The 24,087-nt window shown below is 74.0% G+C and carries 22 protein-coding genes and 1 riboswitch; of the genes, 15 read left to right on the top strand and 7 right to left on the bottom strand.

Features of this window, described 5'->3' with window-relative positions:
* Nucleotides 1-105 precede the first annotated feature (105 nt).
* From IRY44_RS04320 to IRY44_RS04295, 6 genes are all read left to right on the top strand, one after another.
* Complete coding sequence (locus IRY44_RS04320) at nt 106-1,074, top strand: sulfonate ABC transporter substrate-binding protein (RefSeq protein ID WP_194799165.1); 969 nt, start codon at nt 106-108, stop codon at nt 1,072-1,074.
* Nucleotides 1,071-1,907, top strand: a complete 837-nt coding sequence (locus IRY44_RS04315; protein WP_194799164.1) for an ABC transporter permease — start codon at nt 1,071-1,073, stop codon at nt 1,905-1,907. Before IRY44_RS04320 ends, IRY44_RS04315 begins: the two co-directional genes overlap by 4 nt.
* Nucleotides 1,880-2,605 carry an ABC transporter ATP-binding protein gene (locus IRY44_RS04310; RefSeq protein ID WP_194799163.1) on the top strand — a complete coding sequence of 242 codons (726 nt, stop codon included), beginning with the start codon at nt 1,880-1,882 and terminating at the stop codon, nt 2,603-2,605. The genes IRY44_RS04315 and IRY44_RS04310 overlap by 28 nt, the downstream gene beginning before the upstream one ends.
* Nucleotides 2,606-2,621: 16 nt before the next feature.
* Nucleotides 2,622-4,028, top strand: coding sequence for a selenium-binding family protein (locus IRY44_RS04305; protein WP_194799162.1), 1,407 nt, complete (start codon nt 2,622-2,624; stop codon nt 4,026-4,028).
* Complete coding sequence (locus IRY44_RS04300) at nt 4,025-4,663, top strand: hypothetical protein (RefSeq protein ID WP_194799161.1); 639 nt, start codon at nt 4,025-4,027, stop codon at nt 4,661-4,663. Before IRY44_RS04305 ends, IRY44_RS04300 begins: the two co-directional genes overlap by 4 nt.
* Nucleotides 4,664-4,745: 82 nt before the next feature.
* Nucleotides 4,746-6,029, top strand: coding sequence for a sulfite oxidase (locus IRY44_RS04295; protein ID WP_194799160.1), 1,284 nt, complete (start codon nt 4,746-4,748; stop codon nt 6,027-6,029).
* Between the two features lie 18 nt (nt 6,030-6,047).
* Here IRY44_RS04295 and IRY44_RS04290 read toward each other — a convergent pair whose 3' ends face one another.
* The 3 genes from IRY44_RS04290 to IRY44_RS04280 form a co-directional block, all read right to left on the bottom strand.
* Nucleotides 6,048-6,590: an RNA 2'-phosphotransferase gene (locus tag IRY44_RS04290; RefSeq protein ID WP_194799159.1), complete on the bottom strand. Its 543-nt coding sequence runs from the start codon at nt 6,588-6,590 to the stop codon at nt 6,048-6,050.
* 215 nt (nt 6,591-6,805) lie between these two features.
* A complete protein-coding gene (locus tag IRY44_RS04285; protein ID WP_194799158.1) occupies nt 6,806-7,855 on the bottom strand; it encodes an aldo/keto reductase in 1,050 nt (349 codons plus the stop codon).
* Between the two features lie 77 nt (nt 7,856-7,932).
* On the bottom strand, nt 7,933-9,900 hold the full coding sequence (locus tag IRY44_RS04280; protein WP_194799157.1) for an ABC transporter ATP-binding protein: 1,968 nt from the start codon (nt 9,898-9,900) through the stop codon (nt 7,933-7,935).
* A gap of 244 nt (nt 9,901-10,144) precedes the next feature.
* On the opposite strand from IRY44_RS04280, the gene pgi reads away from it, so the two are divergent.
* Nucleotides 10,145-11,779: a glucose-6-phosphate isomerase gene (gene pgi, locus IRY44_RS04275; RefSeq protein WP_194799156.1), complete on the top strand. Its 1,635-nt coding sequence runs from the start codon at nt 10,145-10,147 to the stop codon at nt 11,777-11,779.
* A 44-nt stretch (nt 11,780-11,823) separates the two neighbouring features.
* Here the strand turns inward: pgi and IRY44_RS04270 are convergent, their stop codons facing one another.
* Nucleotides 11,824-12,234 carry a hypothetical protein gene (locus tag IRY44_RS04270; protein WP_013286745.1) on the bottom strand — a complete coding sequence of 137 codons (411 nt, stop codon included), beginning with the start codon at nt 12,232-12,234 and terminating at the stop codon, nt 11,824-11,826.
* Nucleotides 12,235-12,272: 38 nt separating this feature from the next.
* Nucleotides 12,273-12,815, bottom strand: coding sequence for a GNAT family N-acetyltransferase (locus IRY44_RS04265; protein ID WP_194799155.1), 543 nt, complete (start codon nt 12,813-12,815; stop codon nt 12,273-12,275).
* Between the two features lie 59 nt (nt 12,816-12,874).
* Here IRY44_RS04265 and IRY44_RS04260 point away from each other — a divergent pair, with 59 nt between their 5' ends.
* Together IRY44_RS04260 and IRY44_RS04255 are read left to right on the top strand one after the other, a co-directional pair.
* The gene (locus tag IRY44_RS04260) at nt 12,875-14,209 is read left to right on the top strand and encodes an SWIM zinc finger family protein (protein ID WP_194799154.1); all 1,335 of its coding nucleotides are present in this window, start codon (nt 12,875-12,877) and stop codon (nt 14,207-14,209) included.
* On the top strand, nt 14,206-16,755 hold the full coding sequence (locus IRY44_RS04255; protein ID WP_194799153.1) for a hypothetical protein: 2,550 nt from the start codon (nt 14,206-14,208) through the stop codon (nt 16,753-16,755). Before IRY44_RS04260 ends, IRY44_RS04255 begins: the two co-directional genes overlap by 4 nt.
* A gap of 107 nt (nt 16,756-16,862) precedes the next feature.
* Here the strand turns inward: IRY44_RS04255 and IRY44_RS04250 are convergent, their stop codons facing one another.
* Nucleotides 16,863-17,315: a hypothetical protein gene (locus IRY44_RS04250; RefSeq protein WP_194799152.1), complete on the bottom strand. Its 453-nt coding sequence runs from the start codon at nt 17,313-17,315 to the stop codon at nt 16,863-16,865.
* 64 nt (nt 17,316-17,379) lie between these two features.
* The gene (locus tag IRY44_RS04245) at nt 17,380-18,657 is read right to left on the bottom strand and encodes a hypothetical protein (protein ID WP_194799151.1); all 1,278 of its coding nucleotides are present in this window, start codon (nt 18,655-18,657) and stop codon (nt 17,380-17,382) included.
* A gap of 352 nt (nt 18,658-19,009) precedes the next feature.
* Here IRY44_RS04245 and IRY44_RS04240 point away from each other — a divergent pair, with 352 nt between their 5' ends.
* The 6 genes from IRY44_RS04240 (at nt 19,010) to IRY44_RS04220 (ending at nt 24,087) form a co-directional block, all read left to right on the top strand.
* Nucleotides 19,010-20,485 carry an NAD(P)/FAD-dependent oxidoreductase gene (locus IRY44_RS04240; RefSeq protein WP_194799150.1) on the top strand — a complete coding sequence of 492 codons (1,476 nt, stop codon included), beginning with the start codon at nt 19,010-19,012 and terminating at the stop codon, nt 20,483-20,485.
* A 108-nt stretch (nt 20,486-20,593) separates the two neighbouring features.
* Entirely contained in the window at nt 20,594-21,244 is a 651-nt protein-coding gene (locus IRY44_RS04235; protein ID WP_194799149.1) for a hypothetical protein, read from the top strand.
* A gap of 55 nt (nt 21,245-21,299) precedes the next feature.
* Nucleotides 21,300-21,410: riboswitch (SAM riboswitch) on the top strand.
* Nucleotides 21,411-21,443: 33 nt separating this feature from the next.
* Nucleotides 21,444-21,569, top strand: a complete 126-nt coding sequence (locus IRY44_RS30995) for a hypothetical protein (protein WP_013286752.1) — start codon at nt 21,444-21,446, stop codon at nt 21,567-21,569.
* A 111-nt stretch (nt 21,570-21,680) separates the two neighbouring features.
* A complete protein-coding gene (locus tag IRY44_RS04230; RefSeq protein ID WP_194799148.1) occupies nt 21,681-22,535 on the top strand; it encodes an ABC transporter substrate-binding protein in 855 nt (284 codons plus the stop codon).
* 38 nt (nt 22,536-22,573) lie between these two features.
* Complete coding sequence (locus IRY44_RS04225; RefSeq protein ID WP_194799147.1) at nt 22,574-23,350, top strand: amino acid ABC transporter permease; 777 nt, start codon at nt 22,574-22,576, stop codon at nt 23,348-23,350.
* Entirely contained in the window at nt 23,347-24,087 is a 741-nt protein-coding gene (locus IRY44_RS04220; protein ID WP_194799146.1) for an amino acid ABC transporter ATP-binding protein, read from the top strand. The genes IRY44_RS04225 and IRY44_RS04220 overlap by 4 nt, the downstream gene beginning before the upstream one ends.

Below are 24,087 nucleotides of genomic sequence, written 5' to 3'. Positions count from 1 at the left end.
GAGTGGTGGGACGACCACGCCGACACCCTACCCATAAAACCTATCGGGTTGGTAGGTTGCTGTCGTCCGCCGACGGCCGGGCCCATCCCTCCCCGAGGAGTCGCCATGCGTACCCCCAGATCGCGCCGCCGGCCGGTGGCCGCGCTGCTCACCACCCTCGCGCTGCTCGCCGCGACGGCGCTGACGGCCTGCGGCGGCGAGGCGGCCGACGCCAGCGGCGGCGACGGTCCGCTGCGGATCGGCTATCAGCGCTTCGGCGGGCTCAGCCTGGTCAAGGCGCGCGGCGACGCGAAGAACGTCACCTGGTCGCTGTTCGAGAGCGGCCCGGCCCTGACCGAGGCGCTCAAGGCCGGCTCGATCGACATCGGCCAGGTCGGCGAGGCGCCGCCGGTGTTCGCCGCCGCCGGGAAGATCCCCTTCTCCGTGATCGGCACGTCGGCGCCGATCCCGCAGGGCGAGGCGGTGCTGGTCAAGGCGGACAGCCCGTACCGCGGCTTCACCGACCTGCGCGGGAGGACGGTCGCGCTGAACAAGGGCTCCAACGTGCACTGGCTGCTGGTGAAGCTGCTGGAGGCGAACAGGATGACGCTCGCCGACATCAAGGTGAAGTACCTCAAGCCCGCCGAGGGGCGGCCCGCGTTCGACAACGGGCAGGTCGACGCGTGGATCATCTGGGATCCCTACTTCGCGCTGGCCGAACAGCCCGGCGTACGGGTACTGGCCGACGCCACCGGCCTGGCCGGCAACCGCGAGTACGTGCTGGCCGCACCGGACGCGGTGAAGAACCGCACCGACGACGTACGCGCGTTCCTGGACACGTACCGGCAGACCACCGACTGGGGCATCGCCCACCCGGGCGAGCGGGCCGCCGTCCTCGCCCCGGAGCTGAAGATCCCGCTCGACGTGACCACCCGGGCGCTGGCCCGCAGCGCCAAGCCGCTCGCCCCGGTCACCCCGGAGATCGGCGCGGAGTTGCAGGCCATCGCGGACAGCTTCGTGGAGCTGAAGCTCGTGCCCGGACCGGTCGACATCGCCGGACGGGTGGACGGCCGGTTCAACGAGGCGTTCCAGTGAGCGGTCCGGCGCTGGCCGAGGCGGCCCCTGCTCTCGTACCCGATCGGGTGTCGCCGCGGCGGTCGCGGGCCCGCGCGTCGCTGCGGTGGCGGCGCGCGGTGAGCCCGGTCGTGCTGGTGCTCGCCTGGGAGGTCGCCGCGCGGACCGGGCTGCTCGCCCCGGAGAAGCTGCCGGCGCCCAGCGCGGTGCTGGCGACCGGGTGGCGGCTGGCGCGCGACGGGACGCTCGGCGTGCACCTGCTCGACTCGCTCACCCGCGCCGCCCTCGGCCTGCTCATCGGCGGCGGCCTGGCGCTGGTGCTCGGCGCGGCGGCCGGGCTGCTGCGCCTCGGCGACGACCTGGTCGACCCGCCGGTGCAGATGGCCCGGATGCTGCCGCACCTGGGCCTGGTCCCGCTGCTGATCATCTGGGTCGGCATCGGCGAGTCGCTGAAGGTCACGCTGGTCGCGCTCGGCGCGTTCTTCCCGATCTACTTCAACACGTACGCCGGTATCCGCGACATCGACGAACGCCTGGTGGAGGCGGCGCGCACCTGCGGTCTCGGCGCGGCGGCCCGGCTGCGGCACGTGGTGCTGCCCGGCGCGCTGCCGTCGCTGTTCCTCGGGCTGCGGCTGGCCATCGGCGCGGCCTGGCTGAGCCTGGTCGTCGGTGAGCAGGTGAACGCGCAGACCGGCGTCGGGTTCCTGATGATGGAGGCGCGCGAGTTCAGCCAGACCGACGTGGTGGTGCTCGGCCTGCTCATCTACGCGCTGCTGGGCCTCGCCTCCGACCTGCTCATCCGGTACGCGGAGAGGAGGACGCTGGCGTGGCGACGCGGACTGCGCGCGACCTGACCGGGCCGGTGCTCACCGCGCGGGCGGTGACCCGGTCCTTCGGCCCGGCCGTGGTGCTGGCCGGGGTGGACCTGACCATCGCCGCCGGGGAGACGGTGGCGCTGCTCGGCGGCAGCGGATCCGGCAAGAGCACGCTGCTGCGCGTGCTGGCCGGGCTCGACGGCGACGCGGGCGGCGAGCACGCGGTGCACGGCACCGCCGCCGTCGTGTTCCAGGAGCACCGGCTGCTGCCGTGGAAGCGGGTCGCCGACAACGTGGCGCTCGGCCTGACCGGGCCGGACGTGAACGACCGGGTCGGTCGCGCGCTGGCCGAGGTCGGGCTCGCCGGCCGGGGCCGGGCCTGGCCCGCCGAGCTGTCCGGCGGGCAGGCGCAGCGCGTCGCGGTGGCCCGCGCGCTGGTCCGCGAACCGGACCTGCTGCTGCTGGACGAGCCCTTCGGCGCACTCGACGCGCTGACCAGGCTGCGCATGCAGGGGCTGCTGCGGCGGCTGCGCGCCCAGCACGGCTTCGCCGCACTGCTCGTCACACACGACGTGGAGGAGGCGCTGCTGCTGGCCGACCGCGTACTGCTCCTCGACGACGGCGTGATCGCAGAGGAGGTGCCGGTACGCCTCGGCCCCACCCCGAGCCCCGACGACCCGGCCCTCGGCGCGCTGCGCCGCCACCTGCTCGACCGCCTCGGCGTACCCGCCGGCTGACCGCGAGGGAGAACCGATGACCCGCTGGACACCCGACCCGACCTTCTACCCCTCCCCCGCGCTCGCCGCCACCGCGCCGGCCGAGAAGCTCGCGTACGTCGCCGCGTTCGACCGCGCCGGGCAGCGCCCCGACGCCATCGCGGTGCTCGACACCGACCCGGACTCCGGCTCGTACGGCCGGGTGGTGGGCTGGACCGAGCTGCCGAACACCGGCGACGAACTGCACCACTTCGGTTGGAACGCGTGCAGCAGCGCGCTCTGCCCGACCGCGCCGCACCCGCACGTGGAACGCCGCTACCTGATCGTGCCGGGGCTGCGCTCGTCCCGGATCCACGTGCTCGACACCAAGCCCGACCCGCGCCGGCCGAACCTGGTCAAGGTGATCGAGGCGAAGGAGCTGGGCGAGCGTGCCGGGTACTCCCGCCCGCACACCGTGCACTGCGGGCCGGACGGCATCTACGTCTCCGCGCTCGGCGGCGCGGACGGGCAGGAGGGGCCCGGCGGCATCGCCGTGCTCGACCACACCACGTTCGAGGTGCGCGGCGCGTGGGAGGCCGACCGGGGGCCGCAGTTCCTGGCGTACGACTTCTGGTGGCACTACACGCAGGACGTGCTTGTCACCAGCGAGTGGGGCACGCCGTCGATGATCGAGGACGGCATCATCGGTGAGCTGCTGCTGGGCCGCAGGTACGGGCACGCGATCCACTTCTGGGACCTGCCCAGGCGCCGGCACGTGCAGCGCGTCGACCTCGGCGACCAGTACCAGATGCCGCTGGAGCTGCGCCCCGCGCACGACCCGACGAAGTCGTACGGCTTCGTCGGCGTGGTGATCAGCGTCGAGGACCTGTCCGCCTCGATCTGGCTGTGGCACCGCGACGGCGACACCTGGGCGGTGACCAAGGTGATCGACATCCCGGCCGAGCCGGCCGACCCGGCCGACCTGCCGGACCTGCTCAAGCCGTTCGGGGCGGTGCCGCCGCTGGTCACCGACATCGACCTGTCGGTGGACGACAGGTTCCTGCACGTCTCCTGCTGGGGCACCGGCGAACTGATCCGCTACGACGTCAGCGACCCGTTCCACCCGGTACGCGTCGGCTCGGTGCGCCTGGGCGGCATCGTCAACCGCACCCCGCACCCGGCGTACCCGGACGAGCCGCTGGCCGGCGGCCCGCAGATGGTCGAGATCAGCCGCGACGGCCGCCGCGTGTACGTCAGCAACTCGCTCTACGGCGCCTGGGACGACCAGTTCTACCCCGACGGCGTGGGCGCCTGGGTGGCGAAGCTGGACGTCGACCCGGCGACCGGCGGCCTCGTGCCGGACCCGCGGTTCTTCCCGCGCGGCGAGGAGTTCCGCGGCCTGCGCGTGCACCAGACCCGGTTGCAGGGCGGCGACGCCTCGTCCGACTCGTACTGCTTCCCGTGACCGGCGCGACCTGGGCGGCGCTGGCCGGACTCGGCGCGTTCCACGGCCTGAACCCGGCGATGGGGTGGCTGTTCGCGGTGGCCCGGGGCCTGCAGGAGCGCCGCCGGGCCGCGCTGCTGGCGGCCCTGCCGCCGATCGCCGCCGGTCACCTGGCGTCGGTGGCGGTGGTCGCCGCCCTGGTCAGCGCCACCCGGTCGGTCACCGCGAGCACACTGGTCGCGGTGACCGGCGGGGTGCTGCTTGTCGGGTTCGGGATGTGGCGGCTGCTGTCCCAGCGGCACTTCCGGTGGGCCGGGATGCGGCTGTCGGCGGCGCAGCTCACCGCCTGGTCGTTCCTGATGTCGGCGGCGCACGGCGCGGGCCTGATGCTGCTGCCGGTGCTGCTCGCCGAACCGGCGGCCGGCGGAGGCCCGCACGCCGGGCACCTCGCCGCCGCGCCGGCCGGCGCGCTGACCGGCCTGCTCGCCGCCGCCGTGCACACAGTCGCCATGCTCGCCGTCGCGCTGGTCGTGGCCCTGCTGGTGTACGAGGTGCTCGGCGTCGGTGTGCTGCGCCGGGCCTGGTTCAACGTCGACCGGCTCTGGGCCGGTGTGCTCGTGGCGGCCGGGGTGGTGACGCTGATCGCTGCGGCGTGAGTCGCCACCACCTGCGACGGATCGACGAAAAGTCCTACTGATTGAATAGGAAAGGCAGCGTCGCCTACCCCGGAGGTCAGCAGTGAGTCACTCCCCGTCCCCCGCCGAAGCCGTCCACGACGCCGACCGGAGCCGGCAGTGGCTCGCCGGGCAGGCACACGGGCCGGGCGTCGACCGCGACCGGCTGCTGGAGGTGGGTGCGGCGATGGCCGCGGTGACCGCCGCCGCCGCGGAACGCGAGCCGGTCGCTGTGGCGTCCGCGCCGGTCGGCGTCGACCCCGGCGCGCCGATCGTCAAGCCGCTGCCGGCGGAGCTGCTGCGCCCGCTGGACACCAACGCCGAGATGCGCTGGCCGTCGATGGCCGGCCAGGGGTACGTGGTCCCGATCGACCGCTTCTTCGTCCGTAACCACACCGTCACGCCGCACCTGGACGCGGCCACCTGGCGGCTGCGCCTGTTCGGCGACGGCCTGCGCGGCGCGCCGACCCGCGACAATCCGGTCGAGTTCGACTTCGACGAGCTGCGCCGGCTGCCCGCCGAGGAACACGCGGCGCTGCTGGAGTGCGCCGGCAACGGGCGGCGCTACTTCGCCGAGCAGCAGGACGAGCCGGCCCCGGGCGTGGCGTGGGGGCTCGGCAGCGTCGGCGTGGCCCGGTGGCGGGGCGTGCGGCTCGGCACGGTGCTGCGCCTGGCCGGGCTGCGCGACGAGGCGGTCGACGTGATGCCCGAAGGACTCGACCCGGACTACGTCAGCGGCGGGGTCAACCTCGGTCGGGTACGCCGGCCGATGCCGGTCGCCAAGGCGCTCGACGACGTGCTGCTGGCGTACGAGATGAACGGCGAGCCGCTGCCAGCCGACCACGGCTTCCCGGTACGCGTCGTGGTGCCCGGCTGGGTCGGCATCTCCTCGATCAAGTGGGTGGGCGCGATCGAGGTCTCCACCACTGCCCTGTTCTCGCCGTGGAACACGCAGTTCTACCGCATGTTCGGCCCCGGTCACCCGGCCGACGGCACCGTGCTCACCGTCCAGCCGGTCCGCAGCGCGTTCGAGCTGCCCTGGGACGCCCGGGTGCCGGCCGGCGAGGAGATGCTGCTGACCGGCCGTTCCTGGTCCGGCAACGGCCCGATCGCGCACGTCGAGGTGGACACCGGCGACGGGTGGCGCCCGGCCGACCTGGTCGCCGCCGACCGGGGTGGGGCCTGGCAGCGCTGGACCGTCCGCTGGTGCCCGCCGGCCGCGGGCCGGCACGTGCTGCGCGCCCGCGCCACCGACTGCACGGGCGCGGTCCAGCCCGACCGGGCCGCGCCGAACGACCTCGCGTACCTGTTCGACGCCGTGGTGGCCCACCCGGTGACCGCCTGCTGACCGCCTGCTGACCGCCGCTCAGGTGGTGCCGAGGTAGGGCGGCGGTACGGTGTCGGTGAGCCACACCCCGTTCGCCGAGCGGTAGAACAGGTACCCGGCCTCCGCCATCGCCGCCGCGTCCACGGTCAGCACCACCACCGCGCCGCCCCGGCGCGCACCGACGCGCCGGGCCGTCGCCACATCAGGCGACAGGTGTACGTGGTGCCGCCCGCCCCGGCGCAGCCCCTGCGCCCGGATCGCGTCCAGCACTGCCTCGCCGGTGCCGTGGAACAGCCGGGGCGGCGGCGCGGCCGGGGTCAGACCGAGGTCGACCGGGACGGAGTGCCCCTGGTTGGCGCGGATCCGGTCGGCCCCGTCCGGGCCGGCCTCCACGGCGAAGCGCTGCTTGTCGTTACCCGCGACCACGGCGTCCAGTTGGGCGCGGCTGATCCTCAGCCCGGCGAGCACGTCGGCCACCGGCACCCAGCCGGCCCGGTCGAGTCGCAGCCCGTACGCGTCGGGCCGGTGCCGCAACGCCAGCGACAGCCGCTTGCTCACCCGAACGAGATCCCGATGTTCCACCGGCCCGGTGTGGAGCCACCCCCGTCCCATGTCGACGCAGTTCCCCCGCCCGCCCTCGCCCCGCCTCGCCTCGCCCCGCCTCGTCGATCTTGCGGTTTGCGCCCCTCGAGTGTCCGGTTCGCGCTTACTGCCGGGGCCGGAACTCCATGATCGACGGGCTGGGGAGCTGAGGGCGGAGGCGGGGGACGCGACCGGGGTTGGCGGGAGGAGCGGGGTCAGGCGGCGGCCCGCTCGGGGAGGGGACGGCGGCGGTGGGACGGGTCGGTCAGGGTGGGCGGGGACCAGGCGCCGTCGGGCTGGTAGAGGTTCGTACCGGGCGGGACGATCTCGTCGATACGGTCCAGCACCGCGTCGTCGAGCGTCAGCTCCGCCCCCGCCAGCAGCGCGTCCAACTGGTCCATCGTGCGCGGCCCGATGATGGTCGACGTGACCGCCGGGTGCACGGCGGTGAACGCCACGGCGAGCTGCGGCAGCGTGCAGCCCACCTCGTCGGCGAGCGCGACCAGTTCCTCGACGGCGGCGTACTTCGCGGTGTTGCCCGGTAGCGCCGGATCGAACCGGGCCGGGGTGAGTGCCGGACGGCCCGCGCCGAGGTCGACGGGCCGCCCCTGCCGGTACCGGCCGGACAGGAACCCGGAGGCCAGCGGGCTCCACACCAGCACACCCATCCGGTAGCGGCGGCAGACCGGCAGCACCGACGTCTCGATACCACGCGCCAAAATCGAGTACGGCGGCTGCTCGGTGCGGAACCGGGCGAGCGCCCGCCGTTCGGCGACGTGGTGCGCCTCCACGATCTCCTCGGCCGGGAAGGTCGAGCAGCCGAACGCACGGATCTTCCCGGCCCGGACCAGGTCGGTGAGCGCGCCGAGCGTCTCCTCGACGTCGGTGGTGTGGTCCGGGCGATGCACCTGGTAGAGGTCGATCCAGTCGGTGCCCAGCCGGCGCAGGCTGTCCTCGACCGCACGGACGATCCAGCGTCGCGAGTTGCCGCCCCGGTTGGGCCCCTCCCCCATCGGGAAGTGGACCTTCGTGGCGAGCACCACGTCGTCGCGGCGGCCGCGCAGGGCCTTGCCGACGATCTCCTCCGACTCGCCGGCCGAGTACATGTCGGCGGTGTCGACGAAGTTGATCCCACGGTCGAGTGCCGCATGGACGATCCGGGCGCAGTCGTCGTGGTCGGGGTTGCCGACCGCGCCGAACATCATGGTGCCGAGGCAGTGGACGCTGACCTCGATGCCGGTGCCGCCGAGGACGCGATAGCGCATGTGAACTCCCTGGGTCGCACCGCGCCGGCCGGGTGGCGCGCGGTCCGGTCACGGTAGGAGTTCGAGTGCGCTGGAGGTCAACCGTCGGCGGGTTCCGCGCTGCCGGCGAGGTAGCCGGCCGCCTGCAACTCGAACAGCTCGCGGTAGAGCCCGCCCTGCGCCATCAGCGTGTCGTGGTCGCCTGACTGCACGAGCCGGCCGTGGTCCATCACGAAGATCCGGTCGGCGTGCCGGACGTTCGCCAGGCGGTGGGTGATCAGCACGACGGCCCGGTCCGGGTGCCGCCGCAGATGCTGGAAGAGGGCGTGCTCGGCACGCGCGTCCAGCGCGGCGGACGGCTCGTCGCAGATCAGCAGCCGGGCGTCGCGGTAGAGGCCGCGTGCGGCCACCAGCCGCTGCCACTGCCCGCCGGACAGGTCCTGGCCGTCCTTGAACTGCCGGTCCAGCAGCGTGTCGTATCCGAACGGCAGCTCGCTGATCATGTCGTGCGCGGCGGCGTCGCGGGCGGCGGTCTCCACGCTCGGTCCGGGGCCGTCGGCGCGGTCGTGGCGGCCGACGCGAATGTTCTGCCGGGCGGTGAACGGGAACTTCCACCAGTCCTGGCTCATCACCGCGACCTGGGCGGCGGTCTGGCGTGGGTCCAGTTCGGCGGTGTCCACGCCGTCCCAGCGGATCGTGCCGCCGGTGGGCCGGTAGAGGCCGGCGATCAGCTTGGCGAGCGTGGTCTTGCCGGAGCCGTTCTCCCCCACCAGCGCGATCACCTCACCGCGCCGGAACGTGAGGCTGACCTCGTCGACCGCCGCGCTGTCGGTGTCCGGGTAGCGCAGGCTGACCCGGTCGACGTCGATGCGCGTGAACCCGTCGACGGGCAGGTGCCCGCCGGCCGGGATCCGCCGTGCCGCCCGGTCGAGGAAGTCGCGGTAGTCCTGGTAGTAGAGAGCGTCCTCGTAGAGCGAGTTGGTGGCGAAGATCGCGGTGCGCAGGCTCGTACGCGCGGCCTGGAGCGCGAGCAGCGCGGTGGCCGCCGCCGCGAGCGCCACCACGCCGCCCATCAACAGCCCGCCCAGTACGGCATAGACCGCGAACGCGGCCACGCCGGTCACCGACAGGCCGAGTCCTCGGGTAACGGTCTGCGAACGGGCCAGCCGGAGCTGCGCCTGGGTCTCGACGGTCATCATCCGGTGGTACTCGGCCAGCAGGAAGTCCCGCATCTGGTAGGCACGGATCTCGGCGGCGGTGTGCCGATCGGCCATCAGACGGGCCAGCAGGTACATCCGGCGGCGACGGGTGATCCAGGCCAGCAGCGCCAGGTACTGCCGCCGCGCCAGTTTGACCGCGGTGACGGCCTCGGGCACCGCGGCGAGCAGCAGGCACGGCAGCAGGACGGGCTGGATGACGGTGACCGCGGCGGCGGTCGCCAGCACACCCACGACGCCGGTCACCAGGTTCACGGTGTGGTCCACGATCGACGCGGCCTCGGCCATGCCCCGATCGCGGGCACGATCCATCTCCTCGGCGAAGCCCGCGTCGTCGAACGCGGCGAGTTCCACAGCGGTGGTCGCCTCGAACAGCCGGAGTTCCACCTGGTAGTTGATCTGCGGGATGAGCCGCGCCTGCGCCCAGCCGGCGGCGACAGTCAGCGCTCCCCGGGCCGTCACGGCGGCGGCCGCGAGCAGCAGCGCGGGCAGGGCCGCCCGGATCCGGTCCGGTGTGGGCCCGTCGGCGAAGAGTTGCTGGAGCACGCCGGTGGTGGCGAGCAGCCCGAAGGTGGTGAGCAGGCCGGCGACCACGTTGAGCCCGATCGAGGCGAGCGTGTCCCGGCGGCTGGTCGCCCAGGCCAGGCCGATGGCCTCGCGGACGAGGGCGGGCAGCCGGCGCGCCACCGACCAGAAGCTGGTGTGGGCGAACTCGGTGGCGCGGTTCATCCAGTGCCCGTCCGCCAGCTCCGGCAGCGGCGTTTCGTCGCCTGCCGCGCTCCCGGCCGGGGCGGATTCGTCCGGCGGGTGCTCGTCCGAGGGGCGCCGAGGACCGAAAACCGCTGCCATACGCGTCTCCTCCGGTACGCCGACGACTCCGGAGCTTACGTTCCGCAATCGACAGATGTCTCCCCGTGTTCGGCGTGTCGTACAGGCGTCCCAACGGCGTGTCCCGTGGCGGTGGCCGGAAAGACCCGCCCGCACGGTGGTCGCCGCCGGGTCGCGTCGCGCGCGACCAGTCCGGGTGGCAGGCTTGTGGGGTTCGCCGGCGTGCGCCGGCCGACCGCCCGTCGTGAAGGAGAAGATCGACCCGATGGCTGTGGACGTCACCACCACCGACGAATGGCAGGCGCTGCGCAAGCACGCCGAGGCGATGCGCGCCACGCACCTGCGCGACCTGTTCGCCGCCGACGGGCAGCGGGGTGAGCGGCTCACCGGTGAGGTCGCCGACCTGCACGTGGACTACAGCAAGAACCTCGTCACCGACGAGACGATCGCGCTGCTCGGCGCGCTCGCCGAGCGGGTCGGCCTGACCGACCGGATCGCGGCCATGTTCGCCGGACGGCACATCAACGTCACCGAGGACCGGGCCGTGCTGCACACCGCGCTGCGCCTGCCGGCGGACGCGTCGCTCACCGTGGACGGCCAGGACGTGGTCGCCGACGTGCACGCCGTGCTGGACCGCATGTCGGCGTTCGCGCAGCGCCTTCGCTCCGGCTCGTGGCGGGGCCACACCGGCGAGCGGATCACCACAGTGGTGAACATCGGCATCGGCGGGTCGGACCTCGGGCCGGTGATGGCGTACGAGGCGCTGAAGGCGTACCGGGATGCGGGCATCAGCTGCCGGTTCGTGTCGAACATCGACCCGACCGACATCCACGACAAGACCGCCGATCTGGACCCGGCGAGCACGCTGTTCGTCGTGGTCTCAAAGACGTTCTCCACCCAGGAGACGCTCGCCAATGCCGACCAGGCGCGGCGCTGGCTGCTCGCCGGGCTGGACGCCGACGACGACGCGGTGGCGCGGCACTTCGTCGCGGTCAGCACCAACGAGCAGCGGGTCCGGGACTTCGGCATCGACCCGGAGAACATGTTCGGCTTCTGGGACTGGGTGGGCGGACGCTACTCGCTGCCGTCGGCGGTCGGCCTGTCGGTGATGCTGGCGATCGGGCCGGACCGGTTCCGCGAGATGCTGGCCGGCTACCACGCGGTCGACGAGCACTTCCGGTCCGCTCCGGTGGAGCGCAACGTGCCGGCGCTGCTCGGCCTGCTCAACGTCTGGTACACCGACTTCCTCGGCGCGGAGACCCACGCGGTGCTGCCCTACTCGCAGTACCTGCACCGGTTCCCCGCCTACCTCCAGCAGCTCACCATGGAGAGCAACGGCAAGTCGGTACGCGTCGACGGCTCGCCGGTGACGTACCCGACCGGGGAGATCTTCTGGGGTGAGCCGGGCACCAACGGGCAGCACGCCTTCTACCAGCTCATCCACCAGGGCACCCGGCTGATCCCGGCGGACTTCATCGCGTTCAGCCGGCCCAACCACGACCTGGGCGACATGCACGACCTGTTCATGTCGAACTTCTTCGCCCAGACCGCCGCGCTGGCGTTCGGGCGGACCCGGGAGCAGGTGGAGGCCGAGGGCACCGCGCCCGAGGTGGTGCCGCACCGGGTGATGGCGGGCAACCACCCGACCACGTCGATCCTGGCGCCGAAGCTCACCCCGGCGACGCTGGGCCAGCTGATCGCGCTCTACGAGCACATCACGTTCACCGAGGCCGCGATCTGGGACATCAACGCCTTCGACCAGTGGGGTGTGGAGCTGGGCAAGGTGATGGCCAACCAGCTCGCGCCGAAGCTCACCGGGCCGGACCCGGACCTGGCCGACGTGGACACCTCGACCGCCGAGCTGATCCGCCGCTACCGGGCCGAGCGCGGCCGGAGCTGACCGCACCCCGTGGCGTCCCGCGTACACAGGCGGGACGCCACGGGTCAGCGGCGCAGCAGGTCGGCGTGGGCGGCGCGCAGCCGGGTCAGCGCCGCGTCGCCGGCCGGCGCGCGGCGGTCGAGTTCGGCCCACGCCTCGGCGAGCGCGTCGGCCAGCGCCCGCAGCTCGGCGGCGTGCCGCCGGCTGGACTGCCGGTGCAGCTCCTCCAGGCGGCGGGCCCAGCCGGCGCTGATCGCGGCGACGCGTTCGGCGTCCGCGCGCGCCTGAGCGCCGGTGCGGGCGGCGGACGCGGGCACGATCGCGGCGACCGGCCGCGGATCGCCGTCGCGGGTGACGACTGTGACGGTGTCGGTCAGCTCGGCCAGGGAGACGAGCTGGGTGAGCCGGGTGCGGACCTCGCGCAGCGGCAGGGCGCGCGGCTGGGGGGACCGGTCGGCCAGTGCGGGGACAGCCATGGACAGATGTTCACGTCCGGGTACGACAGTTTCGGCGGTCAGCCGGTCCACTCCGGCGCCAGCACGGACCAGACCTCCAGGTCGGCGCGGCCGTCGGGCGTCGGTGCGGCGCCGCGCATGACGCCGTCGCGGCTCATGCCGAGCCGTCGCGCGACGGCGACGCTGCGGTCGTTGCCGGCCTTCGTGACCCACTCGACGCGGTGGATGCCGCGCTCCCGCACCGCCCAGTCGATGACGAAGCGGGCGGCGCGGGTGACCAGGCCCTGCCCCTCGGCGCCGGGTTCCAGCCAGCAGCCGGCCTCGCACACCCCGCGTTCGGTACTCAGCGACACGAACAGCACGCCGCCGACGAGCGTGCCACGCTGCCAGATGCCCCAGATGCCGCCGTCGTCGCGGGCCCACCTGTCGGCGTACGCCTGGAGGACCTTGCGGGCCGACGCGGCGTCGGTGGCGACGAAGGACGCGCCGACCCAGGGTGAGATGTGGTCGCGGCAGCGGTCGAGGTTGGCCAGGAACTCGTCGGCGTGCCAGGGCGACAGTGGACGCAGCTCGGCGTCGTCGGTGAGAGCGTGGGCGAACATCAGGGGAAGCTAGCAGGACCGTTCCGCTTTTGTCGGTCGGTCCCTCTACGGTCTGCGCCGTGAACGCCGTCCAGACGTACCGATACCTTCAGCCGTCCGCGCTGCGCGCCGCCGGTCTCGATCTGCAGACCTGTGGCGGCCCGGCGGCCAACCCGCGCTTCTTCGCCGGGTTCCTCACCGCCCCGGCCGCGTCGGCGGCCGGGCTGCTCGCCGTCGCCGAGGTGGCCCGCACCCGCTACCACCAGCCGGTCAACCCGGCCAGCCTGGACCCGGTGGTGACCGGCAGCCGCGACCGCCTGCGGTTCGAGTCGTTCTCCGGCTGCTGCGGGGTGTACGCGCGGATGGACGTCCTGCCGGCCGGGCTGGACGGGGAGATCAGCGGCCACGGCACCACGAACGTGGATGTGAACCCGCCGCTGCGGGAGGCGCTGGCCCGGGTGGGTGGCATCGAGCCGCTGCACGTGGCGGTCGGCCCGGACGACCTGACGGTCTCCACCGTGGACGGCGCGGTGGTCGAGCGGAAGGTGCCGCTGCCCGGCCGCTGGCTGCGCGGCTTCGCCGAGGTGCACGTGCTCACCGCCGGCTTCGAGCCGCGCGCCGAGATCGCGGCGGCGGAGGCGGCGGCGTTCCTGCGCCGGCTGCCCGCCGCGAACGACCGAAGCGTGCTGTGGGCGGTGCCCGCCGGGCGTACGCTGCGGCTGACGTCCCGCCCGGTGCCGGGCGCTGTCTGCCTGGCCGGTGCGGGCCGGCTGGCGGCGCTACGCGGCGTGCTGCGCCACGCCCGCACCCTGCGGGTGTACGGCCCGGCGGTGCGCACCGGGTCGCCGGCCGTGCCGAGCACCTGGGAGCTGGACGCCGGGGCGCTGCGGGTGTCGCTGACGCTGTCCCCCGAGCCGTACCGGGGGTTCTCCGGTGAGGGCGCCGCCCTGGCGGCGCTCGCCGGTGACGACGTGGTCGACGACGCGGAGCTGGTGGGCGCGCTGCTCAACTGGGATCCGGCGATCGACGTGGCCGCGCTGGCCGACGCCGCCGCGCTGCCCGACGAGCGGGTGCGGGCCGCGCTCGCCCAGCTGGGCACCGCCGGGCGGGTCGGATACGACGTGGCGGACGGGGCGTACTTCCACCGGGTTATGCCCTACGACGCGGGCCGCGCGGAGCGGGACAACCCGCGGCTGGTCGGCGCGCGTGCGCTGGTCGAGCGCGGCGCCGTCGAGCGCGACGGCGCCGACGCGACGGTCCGCACCGACGCCGAGACCTACCGGGTACGACGGCACCCGGACGGCGCGTACTCCTGTTCCTGCCGCTGGTGGGCGCGGCACCGCGGGCAGCGGGGGCCGTGCCGGCATGCGCTGGCGGTGTCGATGGTCGCGGCGCCGGTGGGGGCGCTGTCGTGAGCGGCTTCGTCGAGGCTGTGGTGCGCGGCCGGATGTCGGAGGTCCGGTCGGCCCTGGCCGGGTTGGACGAGCCGGCCCGGCGGGCACTCGGCGACGACCTCGTCGCCGACGTGCGCCGCAGGCGTGACGCCTGGTGGTGGCAGGGCGAGGCGGCCACACTGGCGGTCGCAGCGGTGGGGACGCTGAGCACCCCGACGAAGGTGGCCGCGCTGCTCGGCCGCCGCTCGGTCTGGCTGAGCGGCGTCGACGCGGCGCCGGTGGTCGACGTCGCCCGGGAGCGCGGGGTGACCTGGCTGGCCGACGTGGCGTACAAGCTGGCCGACCGGCTCCCCCGGGACCGGATGGTCGCGGGCTGGCGGTTCGTCGCCGGTCTCCTGCTGGCCGAGAAGGCTCCGCCGCCGACGGGGGACGACTTCGTGCGAGGCTGGGCCGCTGCGCAGGGCTGGCCGGATCCGCGCGGAACGCGTCCGCCGACTGTGGACCGGCTGCGTGCGGACCCGTTCCTCGACGCGCTGTTGCCGCGCCTGTTCGAGGTGGACGGGGTCGGCACCGAGCTGGCCCGCGGCGACGGCGCGGGCACGGAGGCGCTGCCCCGGGCGCTGGCGGCGCTGGCGGCGGAGGGCCGGCTCGACCGGGCGGTCCTGCTCAACGGCGTCCTCGGCCGGCTGCTGCGCGGCGACCGTCCGGGCGCGCTGCGCCCGTTCCTGGTCCTGCACGACCTGCTGACGCCGACCCCGGACGAGGTGGCCGTGCGGTCGAGCGCCTATCTGCGGCTGCTCGCCGACGGTCCCGGGCCGGTGGCCCGCGCCGCACAGCGGACGCTACGGCAGGCCGGTGACGCCGCCGAGCCGGAGGCGCTGTGGGAGACCGCCCGGACGGTGCTGGCCCGGCCGGAGAAGGCACTGGTCCGGGCGCAGGTGTCCTGGCTCGACCGGCTGGCCCGGCAGCACCCGGACCAGGCTGCGGAGATCGGCGCGGTGCTGGCCGTGGCGGCCGGCCACCCGGACGCCGGCCTGCGCGAACGCGCGCTGACGCTGGCGGCGCGCCACGGTCACCGGCCGGTGGCCGTCGCCACCGTGGCCGAAGCCCGCGACGACCTGCCGCCGCCGCTGCCGGCGGCGGCCGCGCCGCCACCGATCCAGGATGTGGACGAACTGGTGGAGGAGATCGCGGCGTCGCTCGGCCGGCGCTGGCCCGCGCTGACGACGGAACGCGTCATGGACGGCCTGGTCCGGCTCGGCACCGCCGACCGCGAGCGGCTCACGGCGGCGCTGCTGCCTGTGGTGCGCCGCGAGCAGGTCGGCGCGTACGACCATCCCTGGTCGGTGTTCAACATCTCGGTCCAGATGCACGGGCTCCTGCTGGCCGTCTGCGGCGACGCCGAGGCGGCGACCCGCCGCGACCAGTGGAGCACGCTGCTGGCCGAGTCCCGCCCACGCGCGCCGCTCCCGTTCCGGGGTGGTCCGCCGGTGCCGGCCACACGCCGGCCCGCGCCCGTCCAGCTCGCCTGCGCCCGCCTGGCCGAGATCGGGCAGCGCCTGGACGGCCGCGACGACCCGGGCCTGCTGTCCACGCCGACCTCGGTCACCGGGGCGATCGAGCCGGTGGCGCTCTACGAACGGCTGGCCGCGCTGGGTGGCCGTCCGGTGTGGCGCTGGGATCTCGCGCAGGCCCTGCTGCGCCTGCCGACCGGCGTCGACGGGCCACTTGCCGAACGTGCCGCGGCGCTGCGCACGCCGGCCGGTGACGAGCTGGCCCGCTGGCTGCGTGGCGACGCCGTGCCGGCCCCGGCGCAGCAGGTGGTGACGGTGGGCCGGCGGGCGCGGTCGGCCGGGTACGACTGGGGCTACGACCGGCTACCCGAGGGCCGGACGCTCGTCGCGCTCACCCCGCCGGATGGCGTCGAGGACCGGCTCGGCCTGCTCACCCTGACTCCCACGCCGATCGGCCGGTGGACCGACGGCTGGGGTGACGTCTGGCCGGCCGTCCTGCCCGGGCACCGGGGCGTGGTCGCCGCCCACCTGCTGCCCGAGGTGGCCGGCGCGGCGCAGGAGGACACCCTCGGGCACGCCGCCGCCCTGCCGGTGCTGGCCGAGTGCACGGGCGCGGGCGGACCGGCCCTCGACCTCGCGCTGGCCTACGGGTTGTGCGCCCGCCACGAGGCGGACCGGGTGGCCGCGCTCGACGCGGTGCTGATCCTGGCCGCCGCCGGTGACCTGGACGCGCCGGCGACCGGCGAGCACCTCGGCACGCTGGCGGCCGGCGGGCAGGTGACGCTGACCCGGGCGGTCACGCCGCTGCGCGACGCGGTGGCGGCGGGTGCTCCGCTGAGCGTGTGGCGGCTGCTCGCCGCGGCGTTGCCGCCGTTGCTGACCGCGCCGACGCCGCCCCGGGGCACGCCCGACCTGCTGGCGCTGGCAGCGGAGACGGCGACCGCGACGGGTGTCCGGACCGAGGTACCCGGACTGGCCGACGTGGTGGCGCGGGGCGGTGGCAGCCGACTGGTCGCCGAGGCCCGCCGGCTCGCCGCCACCCTGGCCGCCTGAAACGGGGCCGCACCGCCCGAGCGGCCACGCAGTGCCGAACGGGCAGCGGGCCGGCATGCGGACGTGTCGGTCCGCCGCGCCTACCTGCCCCGCGCCGGACGGGCCGGTCAGCCGCCGCCGTCGCGGGGCAGGTAGGCGCGCAGCGCGTCGAACTCGGCCACGGTCAGGTAGGACGGGTTCGCCGCCTGCGGCTGCCGGAGCACCTCCGCGCCGGCCAGCCGCGGGTCTGCGCGCAGCACCTCGCGGCGTACCCGCAGCGGCTCGTCCAGGATCGTCAGGTCCAGCGGCGCGGTCCACGCCTCGCCCGGCGCACCTGGCTCCGGCGGGGCGGCGATCCGGCCGACGCCCCAGACGCCGTACAGCGCCCGGCCCCTGCTGCCGCTGGCCCAGAACACGACCGGCTGACCGGCGCGCATCAGCCGTAACCGGTAACCCGGGCGGACGCACCAGTCGGTGACGCGCGGGTCGGCGGAGAAGCGGGCCGTCAGGTCCACCGCGTCCGCGTTGCCCTTGATCAACCAGGCGCCGAGGTCGTCGACTGTCACCCGCCGCTCGGTCATCCACCCATTCTGCGGCCCGCCCCGCGAACCCGCCGGGCAGCGCCCACGGCCACAGCCGCGGCGGTCAGATGATCAGGTGAGTCCAGTAGGTGAGCCACACCGCGAACAACGCGCCCTGCAGCAGCGTCAGCGCGGCGGTGAGCCAACCGTCGAGGCCGGGCCGCCGCGCCCAGCGGGCCAGCACGAACGCGACCGGGAAGGCGGCGAGCAGGTAGCGCAGCAGGCTCTTGTACACCGGCGGCCCCATCGACAGCGGCGCCAGCACCATGACGAGCGTGTAGACCAGGTATGGCCAGTCGGCGCGCCGGCGCAGCCCGACGACCGCCACCGCCAGCATCGCCACCGCGATCCAGACCCGCAGCGCGTCGGCCGAGTTGCCGCCGGTCAGCGCGGACGCGGCGGTCCCGAGCGGGCTCTGCAGCCGGATCCCCCAACCCGTCTCCTGGGCGTGCTGGTAGGCGAACCAGTCGCCGCTCTGCCAGCGGCAGAACGCCATGAACGTCAGCCAGCCCGCCGGGACCAGCAGCAGCGGCCAGCCTTGCCGCAGCAGGCGCGGCCACGCCCGGGGTCCGGCCCGCCAGCCGTGTTCGCGCAGCAGCACCAGCGCCAGCGGCACCACCACGAGGAAGCCGACCGAGCGGCTCATCGCCAGGAAGTAGCCGACGACGCCGACGAGCAGCCAGCGGCTCCGCTCGGCGTACCAGAAGGCGGCCAGCGTCAGACAGACGAACAGCGACTCGGTCAGCGCCGCCTGGAACAGGAACGCCGTCGGCAGGAGCAGCAGGTACCGGACCGCTCGCCGGCTGCCGGCCGGTCCCGCGCCGCCGAGCAGCAGGCCCCCCAGCCGGTACGCGTAGTAGAGCTGGAACACCAGCGCCACGTTGCTCACGAGCAGCAGCGCCCACGCGGTATGCCCGCCGAGCAGCGGTGCGATCGGCCGGGCCAGGAACGGGTAGAGCAGCGGGAAGCCGAAGTCCGGCCAGGGCCGGTCCAGCGGCAGCCGGGCCAGGTGCTCGTAGAGGAACGAGTCCCAGGCGAACCAGAGCGAGAACCAGCGGTGCGGCGAGATCGCGTCCTGCTGGGCCCGCATCGAGGTCTCGCCGGGCGGCGGCGCGCCCGGCACCCCGTCCCAGGCGGTGAGCACCAGCACGCCGATCAGGCTGAGCACGAGCTTCGAGCCGGCGAAGACGGCGAGCACGAATCCCCACGGCTCAGGCAGCCGGCGGACCGGAGACCCGCGCGACCACCACCGGGTACGCCCGGAGCGCGCAACGCCGCGGAGGCCGCCCACGCGGCCGGCCTCGGCCGTGCCGCCGGCGTCGGCCCGCCGCTCCTCCGCCATCGCGCTCCCACCGGTCGACCCTGGCCGAACGTGCCCGGCCGGAAACCCGGCCCGCATTCCCCATCCCACCCCGCCCACACCCGCCCCGCCTCGGCCCCGGCCCCACCCCCGGCCCGGCCCCGGCCCCGTCGATCATGAGGTTGGCGGCGACAAATCGGACGCCAACCGCCGCCAACTTCATGATCGACGGGCCCGGGGGGTGGGGCCGGGCAGGGCCGGGCGGGGCCGGGCGGGGCCGGGCGGGGCGGTGAGAGGGCTGGGCGGTCGGCGGATCGGTATGGACCGGCAGGTGAGAACGCGGTCAGGGTGGGTATGCGCGCTGCCGCATCGGCAGGCGGGGGGCACGCACGGCATGAGCGACGGCGACGGGACCGTGGTCATCGGGGCGGGGCCGGCCGGGCTCACCGCGGCGTACGAGTTGCTGCGGCACGGCGAGCCGGTCCGGGTCTACGAGGCCGACGACGTGGTGGGCGGGATCAGCCGGACCGTGGAGCGCGACGGCTGGCGCTTCGACATCGGCGGGCACCGCTTTTTCACAAAGGTGTCCCGGGTCGAGGACTTCTGGCACGAGATCCTCCCCGACGAGGACTTCCTGCTCCGGCCGCGGATGAGCCGGATCTACTACCGGGGCGCGCTGTTCGACTACCCGCTCAGCGCCGGCAACGCGCTGCGCAACCTCGGCCTGCTGGAGGCGGTGCGCTGTCTGGGCTCGTACGGCCGGGCCCGGCTGCGGCCACCGAAGGACCAGTCGCACTTCGAGGGGTGGGTGTCGGCGCGATTCGGCTGGCGGCTCTACTCGATCTTCTTCAAGACGTACACGGAGAAGGTCTGGGGGATGCCGGCCGACCGGTTGCAGGCCGACTGGGCCGCCCAGCGGATCAAGAACCTGTCGCTTGCCACGGCGATGCGCAACGCGCTGCTGCCCCGGCGCAACCGCACGGACGTGACCAGCCTGATCGAGGAGTTCCAGTACCCGAAGCACGGCCCGGGGATGATGTGGGAGCGCTGCGCCGAGGAGGTCGTCAAGCGGGGCGGCACGGTGCGTACCGGCGCCTGGGTGACCGAGGTGCACCGCTATCCGGCCGCGCGGCGGGCCACCGCCGTGACGGTGGCCGACGCGGGCGGGGAGCGCACCGAGCCGGCCGACCACGTGATCTCCTCGATGCCGATCTCCGCGCTGGTGCGGGCCATGCGCCCGGAGGCGCCGTCCGAGGTGCGGGCCGCCGCCGACGACCTGCGGTATCGGGACTTCCTGACCGTGGCACTGGTGGTGCCGGAGGAGTTCTCGTTCCCGGACAACTGGATCTACGTGCACGACCCGGCGGCCCGGGTGGGCCGGATCCAGAACTTCGGCTCGTGGTCGCCGTACCTGGTGAAGGACGGGCGGACCTGCCTGGGGCTGGAGTACTTCGTGTTCGAGGGTGACGAGATGTGGCGGACGCCGGACGCCGAGCTGATCGCGTTCGCCACCGCGGAGCTGGAGCGGCTGGGCCTGGTCAAGCCCGGGTGCGTCGAGGCGGGCTACGTGGTCCGGATGCCGAAGGCGTACCCGGTCTACGACGAGCGGTACCAGCACAACGTCGACGTGATCCGGGACTGGCTCGCAGCGAACGTACCGAACGTGCACCCGGTCGGCCGCAACGGCATGCACCGGTACAACAACGCCGACCACTCCATGCTGACGGCGATGCTGACCGCGGAGAACATCGCGCACGGCGCGGAGCACGACGTCTGGACCGTCAACGTCGAGCAGGACTACCACGAGCAGCGCAGCCCGTCGCGGCACGGCACGGGCCGGGACGCGCCTGTCGTCCCGGCCCGGCGGTGAGGCCCCGGGCGTGAGGTGGTCGTGACGGGCGGCGTTGTGCCGGTCACCTAGTGTGGATCGGGACCGGCCCCCTTCCGGCATCGCCACCTCCGGGCCCTGCGAGGACTGATGACCTTCAGCATCGGCATCTTCGACCTCTTCACCTACCTCACCCCCGGGTCGCTCTACCTCACATTGACCGCCTACCTCGCGGTCCGGCAGGACTGGGTGCGGCTTGACGACCTGAGCCGACAGCCCACGCCGCTGCTCCTGCTCCTGGCCCTGCTGCTCGCCTACGTGCTGGGCAATGCCACGTACGGCCTCGGTCGTGTCGTCGACCGGGCGCTGCCGTTCTGGAACTGGGGCCGATTCGACGCCCGCCGAGTGTTCGCGGAGCAGGCCCTCGGCGCGGCCGGCTCGCGGATGCTCACCGCGCCCTGGGGGGTGCTGCTCGCCGCGGCCGAGTTGCACAACCGCGAGGTGGCCGCCGAGGCGACGCGGATGCGGGCGATCGGGTTGATGATGCGGAACGCCACGGTGCCGCTGCTTCTCGGCGCGGTCCTGGCCGTGGTCGAAGCCGGTCGCGGGTTCGGCGGGACCGCGGCGGTCCTCGCCGGGCCGGCTCTGCTCGCCGTCGCGGGTGGCGCCGCCTGGCGGAGCGTGGTGCTGCGGTTCTGGGCCGAGTTGAAGACGTTGGAGATCTGCTTCGTCATCCCGGACATCGAGGACCGGCTCCGCGGTCCGGCCGGAACGGAACCGGCTGGAGGCCCCCGCGCGTGAGGGTGGTCATAACCGCTGGACGACCGCCGCGGCGGTGCTGCTAGCCTTCTGGGCAGGTCATGAGCGCCAGCGCGAAGCCCCGGCTCGCTGGCCGGCAACCCTCCTCCGCGGTGGGGTGCCCCGGGTGAAGACCAGGCACCGGCAGCCGCCGGTGCAAGCGTGGCCTGGCACCCAGGTCAGCAACAGACCAGGGAGACCGATGTCCGCACCACCCTCCACCCCGTCCGGCGATGTCGCCGCGTACCCGGCCCGCTTCGCGCTGGTCAAGCGCCGCCACGTCGACCTGATGCGGGTGTGCAGCGACGCCTGTCGCCTCGCGCGCTGAGCGAGCGCCACCCCTCCTTTCCCCGTTCCACCCTTCTCCGGCCCGGCCGTCCGTCCGGCGGGCCGGCGCCGACGCGCACCTCCGCGCGTCCATCCACTCTGGAGAGACATCGTGCGTTTCCGTACCGTCCTGACCCGTGCCGCCGCCGTCGGCGCGGCCGCCCTGCTCGCCGTCACCGCGCTCACCGCCTGCGGCAGCGACGACACCGCCGCGGCCGACAACCCGTACGGCCTGCTCCAGCCCGGCGTGATCCGCGCCGGCACGCTCACCGACGCCCCGCCGAACGTCTTCCTGAAGGACGGGAAGTTCACCGGCTTCGACAACGAGCTGCTGCGTGCCGTGGCCGACAAGATCGGCCTGAAGGTGGAGTTCGTCGGCACCGACTTCTCCGGCCTTCTCGCCCAGGTCAACAGCGGCAAGTTCGACGTGGGCAGCTCCTCGATCACGATCACCGAGGCGCGCAAGAAGACAGTCGACTTCGGCAACGGCTACGACTTCGGCTACTTCGGCCTGGACGTGCCGGCCGGCTCCTCGATCACCGGCTTCGACCAGCTCGCCGGCAAGCGCGTGGTGGTGGTCCAGGGCACGGTGCAGGACGACTACGCCACCAGGCAGAACCTCGACCCGGTGCGGGTGCCCGACTACAACAGCGCGATCAACCAGCTCAAGGCCGGTACCGCTGACGCCTGGATCGCCCCGGCCGAGATCGGCGACAAGTCCGCCGCCGACAGCAACGGCAAGATCAAGGTCGCGGCGAAGCAGCTCAGCCCCACCCCTACCGCGTACGCGGTGGCGAAGGGCGACGACAAGCTGCGCGAGGCGCTGAACAAGGGCCTCGACGAGGTCATCGCCGACGGCACGTGGAGCCGCCTGCAGGCCGAGTACTACCCGGGGCGGCCGATCCCGGCCGACTTCAAGCCGGGCAGCGGGTCGGTGGCGGTGCCGTCGCCGTCGGCCGCCTCCTGAACCGGTAACCGAGCACGAGCGGGGCGGACGGAGCGGACATGGATCCACTGAGCACGCTGTGGGAGACGTTCTTCGACTGGGACTCGATGCGCGAGGCGCTGCCCGAGATGCTCACCGTCGGGCTGCCCAACACGCTCACCCTGGCGGTCTCCGCCGCCCTGCTCGGCTCGGTGCTGGGCATGCTGCTGGCCGTCGCCGGCATCTCGCGTACCCGATGGTTGCGGTGGCCGGCACGGGTCTACACCGACGTGTTCCGCGGCCTGCCGGCCGCGGCGACCATCCTCCTGATCGGCGTGGGCCTGGCGCCGCTCGGCATGCAGGTGTGGGGCCCCAACCCGTATCCGCTGGGCGTGCTGGCGCTGTCCCTGATCGCCGCCGCCTACCTCGGTGAGATCTTCCGGGCGGGCATCCTCAGCGTGGAGGCCGCCCAGTTGGAGGGCGCGCGGGCGCTCGGCTTCTCCTGGGGCGAGGCGATGCGCCTGGTGATCATCCCGCAGGGCGTACGCCGGGTGCTGCCCGCCTGGGTCAACCAGCTCATCGCGCTGATCAAGGACTCCAGCCTGGTCTACTTCCTCGGCCTGCTGGCCAGCCAGCGGGAGTTGTTCCGGATCGGGCAGGACTACGCGGCCAACACCGGCAACCAGTCCGCGCTGCTGCTGGCCGGGCTGTTCTACCTGGTGCTGACCGTGCCGCTGACCCACGCGGTCAACTGGCTGGACCGGCGGCTGCGGCAGGGCCGCCCGGCCGCGCCGCCCGAGCCGGAGCCGGATGCCGAGCCGATCGACCTCACGCCGTCCGGAAGGGACCCGCGATGACCACCACCACGACCTCGGTCAGCCTGGCCGTCCGCGACGTGCACCTGGCCTTCGGCGCGCACCGGGTGCTGCGCGGCGCGGACCTGGACGTGGCCCGGGGCCGGGCGGCCTGCGTCATCGGCCCGTCCGGCTCCGGCAAGTCGACTCTGCTGCGCACCATCAACCGGCTGATCGAGCCGGACCGGGGTGACGTGCTGCTGGACGGGCGCAGCGTGCTGCGCGACGACCCGGACGCACTGCGTCAGCGCATCGGCATGGTGTTCCAGCAGTTCAACCTGTTCCCGCACCTGAGCGTCCTGCGCAACATCACGCTGGCGCTGCGCAAACTCAAGAAGCTGAGCGAGGACGAGGCGGTGGCGCTGGCCCGCGCCCAGCTCGACCTGGTGGGCCTGGCCGGCAAGGCGGACGCGCGACCGGCGCAGCTCTCCGGCGGCCAGCAGCAGCGCGTCGCCATCGCGCGGGCGCTCGCGTTGCGCCCGCAGGTGATGCTGTTCGACGAGGCGACCAGCGCGCTGGACCCGGAGCTGGTCAAGGGCGTGCTGGCGGTGATGGCGGACCTGGCCGCCGCCGGGATGACGATGGTCGTGGTGACCCACGAGATGGGGTTCGCGCGCAGCGTCGCGGACACGGTGGCGTTCATGGACGCGGGCGTGGTGCTGGAGTCCGGCCCGCCGGAGGCGGTGTTCGAGGCGCCCGAGCATCCGCGGCTGCGACGCTTCCTGTCCCAGGTGCTGTGA

It is taken from the genome of Micromonospora sp. ANENR4, assembly GCF_015354395.1.
GTDB classification, from domain to species: Bacteria; Actinomycetota; Actinomycetes; order Mycobacteriales; family Micromonosporaceae; genus Micromonospora; species Micromonospora aurantiaca.
Note: the sequence above shows the minus strand (reverse complement) of the source record. Positions and strands in the feature narration are given on the sequence as shown.